Source organism: Achromobacter sp. D7-1 (assembly GCF_059760445.1).
Genome location: NZ_JCBAMT010000006.1, coordinates 122,808 through 136,919, shown reverse-complemented (window position 1 = coordinate 136,919; position 14,112 = coordinate 122,808). Strand labels below are relative to the sequence as shown.

At 66.3% G+C, this 14,112-nt stretch carries 11 protein-coding genes; 7 read left to right on the top strand and 4 right to left on the bottom strand.

The window, feature by feature from the left end; genetic code table 11:
• Window positions 1-286 precede the first annotated feature (286 nt).
• Window positions 287-1,423 (top strand): glycosyltransferase family 9 protein, encoded by a 1,137-nt coding sequence (locus tag AC6LKD_RS04755; protein ID WP_498115345.1) that lies wholly within the window; start codon window positions 287-289, stop codon window positions 1,421-1,423.
• Window positions 1,424-1,470: 47 nt separating this feature from the next.
• On the opposite strand, the gene AC6LKD_RS04750 is transcribed toward AC6LKD_RS04755, so the two are convergent.
• Both AC6LKD_RS04750 and AC6LKD_RS04745 read right to left on the bottom strand, forming a co-directional pair.
• Window positions 1,471-3,159, bottom strand: coding sequence for an amidohydrolase (locus tag AC6LKD_RS04750; protein WP_498115343.1), 1,689 nt, complete (start codon window positions 3,157-3,159; stop codon window positions 1,471-1,473).
• 26 nt (window positions 3,160-3,185) lie between these two features.
• Window positions 3,186-4,571 carry an alginate export family protein gene (locus AC6LKD_RS04745; protein WP_498115341.1) on the bottom strand — a complete coding sequence of 462 codons (1,386 nt, stop codon included), beginning with the start codon at window positions 4,569-4,571 and terminating at the stop codon, window positions 3,186-3,188.
• A 359-nt stretch (window positions 4,572-4,930) separates the two neighbouring features.
• On the opposite strand from AC6LKD_RS04745, the gene AC6LKD_RS04740 reads away from it, so the two are divergent.
• Both AC6LKD_RS04740 and AC6LKD_RS04735 read left to right on the top strand, forming a co-directional pair.
• The gene (locus AC6LKD_RS04740; RefSeq protein WP_498115339.1) at window positions 4,931-6,643 is read left to right on the top strand and encodes an arylsulfatase; all 1,713 of its coding nucleotides are present in this window, start codon (window positions 4,931-4,933) and stop codon (window positions 6,641-6,643) included.
• Window positions 6,644-6,649: 6 nt separating this feature from the next.
• Window positions 6,650-7,732: a formylglycine-generating enzyme family protein gene (locus AC6LKD_RS04735; protein ID WP_013393753.1), complete on the top strand. Its 1,083-nt coding sequence runs from the start codon at window positions 6,650-6,652 to the stop codon at window positions 7,730-7,732.
• On the opposite strand, the gene AC6LKD_RS04730 is transcribed toward AC6LKD_RS04735, so the two are convergent.
• Window positions 7,729-8,448, bottom strand: coding sequence for a GntR family transcriptional regulator (locus tag AC6LKD_RS04730; protein ID WP_013393754.1), 720 nt, complete (start codon window positions 8,446-8,448; stop codon window positions 7,729-7,731). The genes AC6LKD_RS04735 and AC6LKD_RS04730 overlap by 4 nt on opposite strands.
• Window positions 8,449-8,666: 218 nt before the next feature.
• Here AC6LKD_RS04730 and AC6LKD_RS04725 point away from each other — a divergent pair, with 218 nt between their 5' ends.
• The 3 genes from AC6LKD_RS04725 to AC6LKD_RS04715 all read left to right on the top strand — a co-directional run bounded on the left by AC6LKD_RS04725 (window position 8,667) and on the right by AC6LKD_RS04715 (window position 12,354).
• Window positions 8,667-9,506 carry a fumarylacetoacetate hydrolase family protein gene (locus tag AC6LKD_RS04725; RefSeq protein ID WP_498115337.1) on the top strand — a complete coding sequence of 280 codons (840 nt, stop codon included), beginning with the start codon at window positions 8,667-8,669 and terminating at the stop codon, window positions 9,504-9,506.
• An 80-nt stretch (window positions 9,507-9,586) separates the two neighbouring features.
• On the top strand, window positions 9,587-11,386 hold the full coding sequence (locus AC6LKD_RS04720; protein WP_498115335.1) for an FAD-dependent monooxygenase: 1,800 nt from the start codon (window positions 9,587-9,589) through the stop codon (window positions 11,384-11,386).
• A gap of 29 nt (window positions 11,387-11,415) precedes the next feature.
• Window positions 11,416-12,354 (top strand): VOC family protein, encoded by a 939-nt coding sequence (locus AC6LKD_RS04715; RefSeq protein WP_498115333.1) that lies wholly within the window; start codon window positions 11,416-11,418, stop codon window positions 12,352-12,354.
• On the opposite strand, the gene AC6LKD_RS04710 is transcribed toward AC6LKD_RS04715, so the two are convergent.
• Window positions 12,351-13,256, bottom strand: coding sequence for a LysR family transcriptional regulator (locus AC6LKD_RS04710; RefSeq protein WP_498115331.1), 906 nt, complete (start codon window positions 13,254-13,256; stop codon window positions 12,351-12,353). The genes AC6LKD_RS04715 and AC6LKD_RS04710 overlap by 4 nt on opposite strands.
• Before the next feature lie 141 nt (window positions 13,257-13,397).
• Between AC6LKD_RS04710 and AC6LKD_RS04705 the strand changes: the two genes are divergently transcribed.
• On the top strand, window positions 13,398-14,075 hold the full coding sequence (locus AC6LKD_RS04705) for a hydrolase (RefSeq protein WP_013393759.1): 678 nt from the start codon (window positions 13,398-13,400) through the stop codon (window positions 14,073-14,075).
• Window positions 14,076-14,112 lie beyond the last annotated feature (37 nt).

The following is a 14,112-nucleotide window of genomic DNA, read 5'->3' as shown; positions in this document are numbered from 1 at the left end:
CGCGTGTACTGCGGGGCCGCGGCCGTCTTCGTCGAACAGGACAGCACTGGCGGCCTGATCCTTGGCGTCGGGCCGCTCACAATTCCTTGCCAACTTTCTCTTCTTGAGAGGGCCTGCGCGCTACCCCTGTAACCATGACGTGTCACAGTGTTCTGGCGACTCTCAGCTGAAGCGTGCCGCCGCGCCCGGAGACCCTGACAATTAGCTTACTGACAACGTATTCCGTGTACTATCGAACACAGTGTTGCAGGCGGCCCCCCACGGGCTGTCCGTGACCACGGCGCCAATGATGTATCTCCAAGCTAGAGAATTTGCAGTTCCGGATTTTTCAAAAAGCAGTGGGTATATCTTGTTGGATGCTATGTCTATAACCCCCTCCGTCTCGTCTGGCACCGCGCGCAATTGTGCGATCTATATTTCCGGCGGTATCGGCGACGGCGTGCTCAGCATGGTGTTTGTCCGGGCGCTCGCCGAGCAAACAGGAGGGACTGTTTCATTGCTGATGACTCAAAACGAGTCGGCGCAGGAACTGTTTCGCGCTCAGCCCTACGTGCGGGAAGTTGTATCGGTGCGATCAGAGCATCGACTACGAGGTTGGGAACGAGTAGCACGGCTGAGCCAGGTTTTGGCGGACCACGCCTACGACACCCTGTTTTTCTTTACCTTCCGTACTCACGTTGCCTTGGCGGCCCGCTTGGCGGGGATTCCACAGCGCATCGGTTTCGTGCGCATGCATCAACCGCATCTTGGGGCGCTGCTTACGCATCGGATCTGGGTGCGCCGCAAAGGGACCCCGCATCCTGATTTCTATACATGGCTGCCGTTGCTGTATGCCAAGGCGGGCTACCAGTATGAGCCGCGTTACCCTTCGCTGTTCTGTACCGCGTCGGCCAGCAGCAAGGCCATGCAATTGTGTCAGACACAGTCGCGGATGATCGGATTCGGTTTGAATGGCTCAGTGCCATGCAAACGCTATAGCGGCCGAGCGTTCGCCGAGGTGGCGCGGATCTTGCATGCGCGGGACAACGGGCTGCGTTTCATGTTGGTGGGCGGCCGCGACGTCCAGCATATTGCGCAAGAGATTTGCGCCTTGCTGCCGGAGTCCATGGTCGTGCTGGACGCGACACGGCAGGCCTCGGACATATGCGAGAGTCAGGCATTGATCGCGCGCTGTTCGGTATTTGTGTCCAACGATAGTATGGGCATGCATATTGCAGCGGCCCACGGATTGCCGACCATAGGATTGTTCGGGGCTACCCCTGCGATGCGCTATGTGCCTTGGCTCCATCCTCTTCAATCCACCGTGGATGGCGACATGGCCGCCATCGCGCCGGCAACGGTGGCCGAGGCGATCTGGGAGCGTTTGGGCGAAGCCTCCGAGAAAGCGGAGGCGGTTCCCGCGCTCAACCATGAACCGGTATGAAACGATGCGCGGCTGCGGCGTCGGCAGCGTGACCGCGCTTTTGCGGATTACCTGCCGGCTCGCGCGGACGCGGCCGACAGCGCGCCGGTATCGTGCACCGCCTTGCCTCCCAGCAGCGTGAGGACGGAATTGATGGCGTGGATCTGGTCGGCAGGCATCGTCAGATAGGGCTGATCCAGCACTGCCAGGTCGGCCAGCTTGCCAGCGTTCAATTGGCCCCGGTCGTCTTCGTCGAATGCCAGCCAGGCGGCCTGGCGCGTATAGAGAGCGAGCGCTTCTTCCCGCGTCAGCAGGTTGTCTGGTTCGCGCTGCACGGTGGCGCCGATGGCTAGCCCGTGGACATGGTATTCGACCGCCTGCCAGACGCCGGCCACGCCGATGCGGGTGGAGTCCGTGCCGCCGGCGACCGGCAGGCCCAGGTCCAGCGCGGTGCGCACCGGCGGCGAATCCTGCTCCGCGCCCTTGGGATTGGCGGCGCGTATCGCCTCGTCCTCGAAGTACGGACCCATCTGCACCGTATAGGCCAGCCCCAGCCGCGCCATGCGCTCCAGCGTGCGCCGCGAGCCGGTATTCAGGTGGGCGATCGACCAGCGCAGCGGCCGCAGGTCGTGGTCGCGGCCGACTTCCTCGAACACGTCGAGGATGGCGCTGGCGGCATCATCGGTGTAGGCGTGGATCTCCAGGGGAATGCGGCGTTCGGCGGCGTAGCGGGCGATGCGGGCAAGTTCCTGGCGCGCTTCTGCCGGAGGGTTGAACCCCGGCCCCATGCGCACGCCGTCGTTCATGGCGGACACCAGGTTTTCGCCCAGCCCCAGGAAGGCAAGCTGGCCATCGTCATGGCGCGGCGGGCGGAATGCCATGATCTCGCGGAACCATTGCGCCTCGCCGCCCGCGCGCATGGCCGAGATCCGGTAGCCGGCGCGCATCGTGAGCGCGCCGCGGTCGCGCAGCGCGTAGAGCGGTTCGTAGGCTTCGGCGGCGCCGGCCGACGGATCGATGAAGCCCGTCAGCCCGCGCGCGTTCATGGCGCGCAGAAAGGCCTGCAGGCCGGCGGCACGGTCAGCCGTGAGGCTCAGGCGGGCGAATAGCGCGTTGAACGGGCCGATGCCGCCCAGCAGCCTGCCGGTGGCGCGGCCTTGCGCGTCGCGTTCGACTGTGATGCCATGCAGTTCGGGCGGCTCGGCGCTATCGAGGCCCAGCGCTTCGATGCCGCGGCTGTTGAGCAGGGCGTAGTCGTACAGGTACTGCACATAGGCGGGATGGCCGGGAACCGCCTGGTCCAGGTCGGCCCGCGTGGGCGCCCGGCGCTCGCGGAACTGCCGCGGATGCCACGATCCGACCACGGCGACCCAGTGGTCGCGCGGGCGTTGCGCCGCGTCGCGCGTCAGCCGGCCCAGAGCGTCGGCCAGGCTGGGCGCGTCGTACCAGTAGGTTTCGAACGTATAGGTCTGGCCGCCGCGGATGGCGTGGATGTGCGTGTCGATGAGGCCGGGTATCACCGTGCGGCCCTGCAGGTCCAGCTCGCGGGTGGCTGGGCCGATGTGCTCTGCCACTGCGTCGTCGCCGCCCACCGCGACGATGCGTTCGCCGCGGATCGCCAGGGCGGTCGCGCGCGGCGCTGCCGCGTCCATGGTGATGATGTGGCCGTTGCGCAGCACCAGGTCCGCATCGTGGCCGTGGGCGGCGTAGGGCAGCGCGGCGGCCAGGGCGAGGACGAGGGTCGTGGTTATTTTCATGGATGGTCTCCGGTCATCGATGGGGCTCAGTAGCGCCATAGCGCTTCCAGGCCAAGAAAATGGACGGTCTCGGCGCGGCCCGTATCGCGGATGAAGCTTCCGGGCCGGAACATCGAGTAGGCAGCTTCGAAACTCAGGTGGCGCGACACCTCCCAGCCCAGCACCACGTCGGCCTGCGTGCCGATGTAGCGCGAACGACTGGAGCCGGCCGGGCGCAGCAGATTGCCGGCCACGTCGTACACGCCGTCCCGCAGGCTCTGGCGCCAGTAGAAGATGGCCGCGGCTCCCAGCGTCCAGCCGGACCCCAGGTCCAGCGTGAGCGAAGGGTGCAGATTGATCAGGTTGGAAGGGCCTATCAGGCCCGCTTCGCCGAAGTACTTGCCCTTGGGGAAGAAGACGGCGAAGGTCTGCAGCTTGGGATCGTCCGGGTCGCGGTCCCCGCTGATGATGTTGGCTTTCAGGCCCAGGCGCGGCTGCAACGGCGCGCCGCGGAAGGTGTAGCTGACGTCGCTGGCCAGTGACCAAGCCCGTGCCGGCGCGCCGGCGAAGCTGCCGTACTGGTACACCGCTTCGAGGTCCCAGCGCCATCCCGCGTGCTTGCCGAAGTAGCGCGTGCCCAGCGCGTTGCGGGTTTCGGGGCCGCTGCCCTGGTTGTAGCGGGCCGAGTCGCTGGACAGCGACAGCAGATACGCGTCCAGGCCGGTGGCGCCTGCGGGCTCGGACCAGGTGCCGTAAAGGCCGGCCAGTTTGCGCTGCGGATCGGCGCGGTCGCTGAAGTCGTCCGGGTCGTTGCGCACCGGACGCACGTAGAAGCCGTCCACGCGCAGGTCCTGGCCCTGCCAACTGAGCGCGCCGCCGTCGAACGAGCGCAGCACGTTCGGCCCGTAGCGCGCCGAGATGAGCCGTTCGCTGCCGTAGGCCATGACCTGGCGGCCCGCGCGCGCGGTCCAGGTTCCCGCATCGCCGGGCAAGGAGATGTCGACGAAAGCCTGCAGCACATCGTTGCCGGTGTCATCCGGCGGACCAATGGAACCGGCATCCCGCTCCGCGTGGGTCAGGCTCAACTGGCCGAAGGCGCGCACCCGCGAGCCCAGCCGCAGGTCCGCGTAGGGCAGGAAGCGATAGAGCTGGTAGCCCTCGTCGGGTACCGGCGCATCGCCGAATTCGTTGTTGCGGTAACGCTCGTAGCGCGCCCGCAATTCGGCGCCCAAGGTCAGCGCCGCGGAATCTCCCAGCCGGATCCATTTGCCGACCTCGTCCCAGGCTCCGGTGCGCTGGGCGGGATCGTCCAGGTAGCTGTAGTCCTCGGAATAGCGCCAGGGGTCGATGGGCGGCAGCGCGGTTGCGGCGGCCTGCGCGGTGCCGAGAGCCAGCGTGGCCAGCAGGATGATTGCGAAATGGTGAAAGTTCAAGTTGCCTGGGCTGCGGCCGGCGCGCGCGGACGCAGAATGCGATGAATGGAGCCAGGCGGGGAAGATAGGGTAAGCGCAGGGGCGGCGGTAGTCACCGTTCGCCGTCCGATGCGTCCTAAATAAGGAACGCTGGCCGACCTGCTGCACATCGGCAGGCACGCTGGTCCGGGCCTTGAGCCTGACCTGGCTGGCGACGCCTGCGCCAGGAAAGTCCTATTTCCCGGAGAGGGTCATTCAATCCAATCTACAAAACTATAAATATCTTTATTGTAGAAAAAATATATAAATTGGTAGAATTGCCGCGACAGGCCGCAAAGACGGCCCCGAGCGGCCGCCGGCCGCGTTTCTGGAGACCAAGAGTGAAAAGCTTTTCCGCGATCGTCCTGGCGGTTGGCATGGCATGCGCGACCTCAGTACAGGCTGCCAGCCCGCCGCCTCCCAATGTGCTCATCATCCTGGCCGACGACCTGGGCTACAACGACATCCAGCCGTTCGGCCAGGACCTGATCCAGACCCCCGCACTCCAGCAACTGGCGCAGGAAGGCATGCGCTTCACCAATTTCCACGTCAACCCGACCTGCTCGCCGACCCGCGCGCAACTGCTTACCGGGGTGGACAATCATCTGGCCGGCATGGGCGCCATGGGTGAGTACCGCATCCCGGAGATGGACAAGCATCCCGGCAATTACATCGGTTCGCTCAACGACCGCGTCAACACGCTGGCCGAAGTGCTCAAGGAGCGCGGCTACGCGACCTTCATGGCGGGCAAGTGGCATTTGGGCGGCAAGCCGGAGCAGTTGCCGGGGGCGCGCGGATTCGAGCGTTCCTTCGCCCTGATCAATCCAGGTGGCAGCCACTGGGACAACAAGGGCTTGCTGGCGGTGCAGCCGCGCACCCGCTTTGTCGAGGACGACAAGACAGTGGCGCGCGACACGGGCGAGTTCTCGTCCAATCTCTACACCGACCGTTTCGTCGATTACATGAAAGCCGCCCAGCAGGCCGGCAAGCCGTTCTTCGGCTATCTGGCGTTCCAGGCCGTGCATGATCCCTTGCACGCGCCCGAGGCCGACATCGCCAAGTACCGGGGCAAGTTCTCGGAGGGCTACGACGTGCACCGCCAGCGGCTGTTCGAGAACATGCAGCGCCTGGGCGTCATCCCCGCCGGCACGCGCATGTCCGCGCCGGCGCCGCTGTTCACGCCCTGGAAGGACCTGGTGCCAGAGGAGCGCGCCCGTCAGGAGCGCGTCATGGAGATCTACGCCGGCATGGTGGACAACCTGGACAGCAATGTCGGACGCGTCATCGACCAGCTCAAGCGCAGCGGCCAGTATGAGAACACGGCGATCTTCTTTTTCTCGGACAACGGTCCTTCAGCCGCGTATATGGATTTCTACCCGGGCAATGCCGATGGCAGCTGGATTGCCAAGGAGTTCGACACCTCGTTCAAGAACATGGGCGCGCCGGGGTCGTTCGCCGGGGTGGGCCCGGGCTGGGCATACGCCAGTTCCGCGCCCTTCAAGCTTTTCAAGCTGGTCATGACCGAAGGCGGCACGATTTCGCCGTTGATCGTCAAGGCTCCCATGGTGGCCAGGCCCGGCGCGATGAATGACGGCTACCTGGGCGTGGAGGACATCTACCCGACGGTGACGGCCATGACGGGCGCGGTGCGCGGCGACTCGCGCCAGGGCGTGCCGCTGGAACCGCTGAAGGGCGAGTCGTTCCTCAAGGTGCTGGACGGCGGCGCGGCGTCGGCGCGCGCGCCGGACTTCGAGCGGGGCGCGGAGCTGTTCGGGAACAAGGAGTACCGGATGGGCAAGTGGAAGCTGAGCTGGCTGCCGGAACCCTTCGGCACCGCCGGCTGGCAGCTCTACGATACCGATGCGGACCGCGGAGAAACCGAAGATCTGGCCGCCAGGCACCCCGAAATCGTCAAGGCGATGGCGGCCAAGTACGAAGCCTGGAGCAAGGCCAATCGCGTCATCCAGTGGGATACGCAGTATCTGGCGGACCAGCTCTTCAACTACTTCGACTGGCGCAAAGGCATGCCGCGCCAGATCGTCGACCAGCACTAGCCGGCCATGTTTCCGAAGAAACGCGCATGGGCCGGGGCGGCGCTGTTGTGCGGGTTTGCGGCGGCGGGGGCGTATCTGCTGCCGGCCGCGGCGCCGCAGGCAGGGCAACTGGGCGATGGCCGCCACGGGCCCGCCGGCATGGTGTGGATTCCGGCTGGCGATTTCCTGATGGGTAGCGACAGCCCGCGCTCGCAGGCCAATGAGCGGCCCGCCCATCCGGTGCGCCTGGCCGGCTTCTGGATCGATCGCGACCATGTGACGAACCGGGATTTCGCCAGGTTCGTGGCTGCGACCGGCTACCTGACTACCGCGGAGCGGACGCCGGACTGGGACACGATCCGCGTGCACCTGCCCGCGGGCACGCCGCGTCCCGCAGGACTGGTGCCAGGCGCGCTGGTGTTCGTGGGCAACAGCAAACCCGTGGACCTGAACGACTACGCGCGCTGGTGGCGTTTCGCGCCGGGCGCCAGTTGGCGCCACCCGCAGGGGCCGGGCTCGGACATCGCCGGCAAGGAAGAACATCCTGTGGTGCAGGTGTCGTACGAGGACGCCCTGGCGTATGCGGCCTGGGCGGGCAAGCGTCTGCCGACCGAGGCCGAATGGGAATACGCGGCCCGTGGCGGCCTGGAACAGGCGGACTTCGCCTGGGGCCCGGACCTGCGGCCCGGCGGCAGGCCGATGGCGCGCACCTGGGACGCGGGCCTGGCGTTTCCGCTGCAGTCGCCCAAGGTCATGCCGGGCACCGAACCGGCGGGCAGCTATCCGGCCAATGGTTACGGGGTCCGTGACATGGCGGGCAATGCCTGGCAGTGGGTGGCCGACTGGTATCGGCCGGATGCGTTCCGCCTGCAGTCGCAGCAACGGCGAGTGCGCAATCCCGGCGGACCCGCCGCCCCCTACGATCCCGCCATGGTCAGGCCCGAGGCGCCCAAGCGCGTCATCCGCGGCGGCTCTTTCCTGTGCAGCGAAGACTATTGCGAAGGCTACCGGGTCAGCGCGAGGCAGGGCCAGGATCCCTACAGCAGCGCGTCCAATGTCGGGTTCCGGTTGGCGTTGAGCGCCGCGGACTGGCAGCCGCAAAGACCCTAGCGCGCGTTCCCCAGGCGATCGGCGTGTTCGAGCACCAGGGCGGTGGTGACGCGCAGATGCTCGGACAGAAGGGCGCACGCCAGGTCGGCGTTCTTGGCGAGCGCGGCCTTGGCGATGGCTTCGTGTTCGGCTTGCACGTCGCGGGCGTCGGCCTCCGCCGGCCCCATGACCGAGAGGTTGCGGTAACGCGCGGTCTGCTGACGCAGGATCAAGGAAAACCGCATGCTCCAGCGCGAGGGGCAGGCCGACAGCAGGGCTTCGTGGAAGGCATCGTGCGCCAGTTCCCACGCGGGGTTCAGGCCGGCGGGATCCGCCAGCATCATCGCCTGGCGGTTGAGTCGGTGCAGGGCCGCCAGCACCCGTCCTTCCCATTCAATGTCGCCATTGGCGATGGAGGCGCGCAACGCGTCGGACTCGATGCGTTGGCGGGTCTGGGTGATGTCCAGCAGTTCTTCGCGGGACGTGCGGCTGACGCTGAAACCGCGCTGGTCCTCGGCATTGACGAAGCCGGTGGTGGCCAGGCGCGAGAGCGCCTCGCGCAGCGGGTTCACGCCCGTGCCGTAGCGCAGCGCCAGTTCCTTCAGCTTGAGCTTGGAGCCTGGCAGCAGCCGGCCGGCGATGATGTCTTCCTGGATGGCGGTGGTGAGCACCGACGCCTGCGTGGGTTGCTGCGTGGCATGGCCAGGGGCGTGGTCGATGGCGAGCGGCTGGGGCATGGAAAGAACAGATCCGGGTTGGGCCCCCGAATTTTACGCGCCGGGCTCAAAATCGACAAACCAATAAATATATATTTTTATTGATTTGTAGATAAAAATGCCTATACTGATCCGCAGGTTGGACGGGCATGCCGCAGCGTCCATCCCGCCTGATCCCGGCGCCCGGTCCGCGGATGCGGCGCGGCGCTTCATCGCTCATCAAGGACGTCTAGCTCATCATGAAATTCATACGCTTTTCCCACGGCAACGAGCAGCATCTCGGCATCCAGGAAGGCGACCAGGTGGTCAGCCTCGGACAGCATGAACTGCTGGATCTGCTGCGGCAAAAGGCGGACCTGTCCGCATTCGCGCGCGAGCGCGCAGCCTCCGGCAAGCGTTACGCCCTGCAGGAAATCCAATACCTGCCGCCGCTGGCCAATCCTGGAAAGATCATCTGCATCGGTCTGAACTATCTGGACCACACTGCGGAAAGCAAATTCGAGCAGCCCGCGTACCCCACGGTGTTCAACCGCTTCAACAGCAGCCTGATCGCGCATGAACAGCCCATGATCCGCCCCAAGTCCTCCGATTCCCTGGATTACGAAGGCGAGTTGGCCGTGGTGCTGTCAGGCGGCGGGCGCTACATCAGCAAGGAGGATGCGCTCAAGCACGTGGCGGGCTATTCGGTCTTCAATGACGGTTCGGTACGTGAATACCAGTTCAAGTCGCCCCAGTGGACGGTCGGCAAGAACTTCGACGGCACCGGCGGTTTCGGTCCCGCGCTGGTCACCGCGGACGAACTGCCGCCGGGCGGCGCGGGCCTGGCGTTGGAAACCAGGCTGAACGGCAAGGTGGTGCAATCGGCCAACACGCGCGACATGGTTTTCGACGTGGCCACCCTGATTGCGCTGCTGAGCGAGGCGTTCACGCTGGAAGCGGGCGATGTCATCGTGGCCGGCACGCCGTCGGGCGTGGGCTGGGCGCGCCAGCCGCGCCTGCTGATGCAGGACGGCGACGTCTGCGAAGTATCGATCGAAGGCGTGGGCACCTTGCGCAATCCCATTGCCTTGGAGCGCTAGCGCCAGGCGCGGGGCAAGAACAGCATTGGATACCGCCAGAGGCCGGCCGAAGCGGCCCTGGCAGGAATTTGGAGAGAGACATGAAGGAAATCGAGATCCCCGTCCTCGTGGTCGGGGCCGGGCCCGCCGGCCTGGCGGCGACGGCCCTGCTGGCCAAGTACGGCATCCAGACCCTGGCCATCACCCGTTACCCGGGCACCGCCAATTCGCCGCGCGCGCACATCACCAACCAGCGCACCATCGAAGTCATGCGCGACCTGGGCATCGAGGACCGGGTGCGGGCGCAGGCCACGCCCAACGCGCTGATGCTGAACAACGTCTGGGCCACCAGCTTTGCGGGCAAGGAGTTGGCGCGCCTGCAAACCTGGGGCGGCGGGGACCAGCGGCGCGGCGATTATGACAGGGCCAGCCCCTGCGCCATGTGCAACATCCCGCAGCACCTGTTGGAACCCATCATCCTGACGGCGGCGCGCGAGCATGGCGCGCAATTCCTTTTCAATACCGAACTCAAGACCATCACCCAGGATGCGGACGGCGTGGTCGCCGAGATGGTGGACACGATCAGCGGCGAGGAAATCCGCGTCCGCGCCCAGTACGCCGTGGGCGCCGATGGCGGCAACAGCCTGGTGGCGAAACAGCTGGGCTTTGAATTCGACGGAGAAATGGGCCTGGGCGCGGCCATCAGCTGCTGGCTGGAAGTGGATCTGACGCCCTATGTGCAGCACCGCCCAGGCGTACTCTATTGGATGGCCGAGCCGGGCAACAGCTATTGGTTCGGCAGCGGCACTTTTGTCTGCGTGCGGCCCTGGAACGAATGGATCATGCTGTCCATGTACGACAAGTCCAAGGGCGAGCCGGACCTGAGCGAGGACGCCATCGTGGCGCGCGCCCGCGCCGTGATCGGGGTGCCGGACATTCCCGTGAAGGTGAAGTCGGCCAATAAATGGCAGATCAACCGCATCGCCGCGCGCGACATGGGCAAGGGCAGGGTGTTCCTGGCGGGCGATGCCGCGCACCGCCACCCGCCGGCCAACGGCCTGGGCACCAACACCTCGATCCAGGATGGCTTCAACCTGGCCTGGAAGCTGGCCCTGGTCCTGAAGGGCCAGGCTGGCCCGGACCTGCTTGAGACCTACAGCCAGGAGCGCCAGCCTGTCGCGCGCGGCGTGGTGGACCGGGCCATGAAGTCCGTGAACGACATGAAGGCCATCGCCGATGCCATCGGCTTCACACCGGGCCAGTCGGCGCAGGAAGGCTGGGCCAACCTGGATGAGCTGTTCAGCGATAGCGACCGCGGCCGCGAGCGCCGCGCGCAGCTGGACGCGGCCGTGGCGCTGCAGAACTACCAATTCAACTGCCATGGCGTCGAACTTGGCCAGATGTATGCGTCTTCCGCCATCGTGCCCGATGGCAGTGCGCGCCGCCCGCCCGAGCGCGATAGCGAGCTCTATCACCAGGCCACGACCTTCCCGGGCGCTTCCTTGCCGCATGCCTGGGTGGAACAGGGGCGGCGCCGTATTTCCACGCTGGATCTGGCCGGGCATGGGCGCTTCGCCCTGCTGGTCGGACGTACGGACCAGGTCTGGCGCGTGGCTGCGGCGCAAGCCGCCAGCGCATTCGGCATCGACATCGCCGTGTACAGCATTGGAGCCGGTTGCGAGGTGCTGGACATCTACGGCGACTGGGCGCGGCTGCGCGAGGTGTCGGAGTCGGGCTGCCTGCTGGTGCGTCCGGATCGCCATGTGGCCTGGCGCAAGCATGCCGCGCTGGATGAGCAGGGGGCGGCGGCGGAATTGCTGGACGCCCTGCAAGGCATACTGGGGCGGCGGGCCCGCGCCGGCCTGGGCGCGCGCGCGGTGGCTGAAGCCGCTTTGTCCTGAGCGGACACTGTTCCAAGGGAGACTGAGCCATGTCCTTCAACAAAGCCAACGCCGCGCGCTACGGCGTGCATTCCATCGATCATTTCGCCCTGATCGTGCCCGATCTGGCGGAAGCCGGGAAATTCCTGACGGCGTTCGGCCTGGACGTCCGGCCGGCCCCGGGCGGGCTGGAGTTGCGCTGCGCCGGCGACCAGCATTGCTGGGCGCGCATCGCGGGCGAAGGCCCCAAACGCCTGGCGTACCTGAGCCTGAATTGCCACGGCGACGAGCTCGAGGCCATCAAGGCTCAGGCCCAAGCCCAGGGCGCGCGGCCGGCGGCGGCGGCCCCGGGCGCCGCGGCGGCAGGCGAGGGCTTCTGGTGCCTGGACCCCGACGGCAATCTGCTGCAGATCAAGGCGGGGCCCAAGACCACGCCCCATACCAAGAGCCGCAATGCGTGCGTGCAGATCGCGCCCGGCCAGCGCGGTGCGCTGGGCCGGTCCGCCAGGGCCGCGGTCAGTCCGACGCGGCTGTCCCACGTCCTGCTCTTCACCACGGACCTGGAGCGCAGCCTGGCGTTCTACGCCCAGGCCTTGGGGTTGTACCTGTCGGACCGCTCGCGCGATATCGTCGCCTTCATGCACGGGCGGCACGGCTCGGACCATCATCTGCTGGCCTTCGTGCAGGACCGCGCGCCCGGGTGGCACCATAGCGCGTGGGACGTGCCGGGCATCGAAGAGGTCGGCAGCGGCTCCGAGCAGATGCGGGCCGCGGGCTACCCGGAAGGCTGGGGCGTGGCGCGCCACACGCTGGGTTCGAATTACTTCTACTACGTGCGCGACCCCTGGGGATCGTTCTGGGAGTACTCGGCCCACATCGATTACGTGCCGGCCGGATACGACTGGCCGGCCGGCGACTATCCGCCAGAGGATGCGCTCTACATGTGGGGGCCGGAAATGCCGGAGTACTTCATCCGCAACACCGGCTAGTCCTCCTGCAGCCGCTCGAAGCGCTCCGCCAGGTAATCCACCAGCGCCCGCACCGACGACAGCAGGCCGCGCCGCGACGGGAACACGGCGTGTATCAGTTCGCGGCGTGGCGCCCAGTCCGGCAGCAGCCGGACCAGTTGTCCCGCCTGCAGCTGGTCCCGCACCATCAGCGTGGGCAACTGCACCACGCCCACGCCGGCCATCGCCGCGTTGCGCAAGGCGATCATGTCGGTGGTGATCATCCTGGGGGCCAGCGAGACCGTGGCCTGCTGGCCGTCCTGCTTGTACAGCTCCAGGCGGTAGGCCTGGTTGGGCGCGCCCAGCGCCAGGCTGGGCCAGGCTCCCAGGTCGTCCGGCGTTGCCGGCTGCCCGCATTCGGCGGCCAGCGCGGGGCTCGCGACCAGGCTCTGCCCGCGATCCGCCAGCACGCGCATGACCAGGTCGCTGTCCTCCAGGGGAGGCGGCCGCACGCGTATCGCCACGTCCACGGCTTCGCCCAGCACGTCGACCCGGCGGTTGGTGGCTTCCAGCTGTATCACCACGCGCGGGTACTTCAGCATGAAGTCCGCCAGCATCCCGCCCACATGGGTATGTAGCAGGGCGATGGGGCAGGTCAGCTTGATGACGCCGCGCGGCTCGACCTGGGCCGCGTCTATCACTTCCTGCGCGGCTTCGGCTTCGGCCAGCATGGCCTTGCAGCGTTCGTAATAGGTCTGGCCGATGTCCGTGACCATGAAGTGCCGCGTCGAGCGCTGGATCAGCCGCACGCCCAGGCGTTCTTCCAGCAGGGCCAGCCTGCGGCTGAGGCGAGACTTGGGCATGCCCAATGCGCGTCCGGCCGGCGCGAAGCCCTGGTGCTCGACGGTCTGCACGAAATAGAAAAGATCGTTGAGGTCCTGCATCGCGTTCCTTTACATCCAAAAATAGGACTCTGATAACAATAAACGGGTCTTTCGCCAATTTTGTTCTATTTTTATTATTTGTGCAGCCATAAGGCTTCTGATTCGGCACACCGCCGTCGATTTTCAATCAAGGAGTACACCATGTCCGCACCCGCCAACTTCAACGGCCAGCGTCCCGTCATCGATCCCGCCGACGCCGTCATGCTGCTGATCGACCACCAAAGCGGCCTGTTCCAGACCGTGGGCGACATGCCCATGCCCGAGCTGCGCGCCCGCGCCGGCGCGCTGGCCTCGATGGCCACGCTGACCAAGATGCCGGTCATCACCACCGCTTCCGTGCCGCAAGGGCCGAACGGCCCGCTGATTCCCGAGATCCACGCCAACGCGCCGCATGCGCAATACATTGCGCGCAAGGGCGAGATCAACGCCTGGGACAATCCCGAATTCGTCGCCGCCGTGAAGGCCACCGGCCGCAAGACGCTCATCATCGCCGGCACCATCACCAGCGTGTGCATGGCGTTCCCGGCCATCAGCGCGGTCGCCGACGGCTACAAAGTGTTCGCGGTGATCGACGCCTCGGGCACCTACACCAAGATGGCGCAGGAAATCACCCTGGCGCGCGTGGTGCAGGCTGGCGTCGTGCCCATGGACACGGCCGCCGTGGCCTCCGAGCTGCAGAAGACCTGGAACCGCGAAGACGCCATGCAGTGGGCCGAGGTCTACACCAAGGTGTTCCCGGCCTACCAGCTGCTGATCGAAAGCTATGCGAAGGCGCAGGAAGTGGTGAAGAACAACGAAACGCTGGATTCGCAACGCTGATCCGCTTCGAAACCCGGCGGCCATCCGGGCCTCGAGG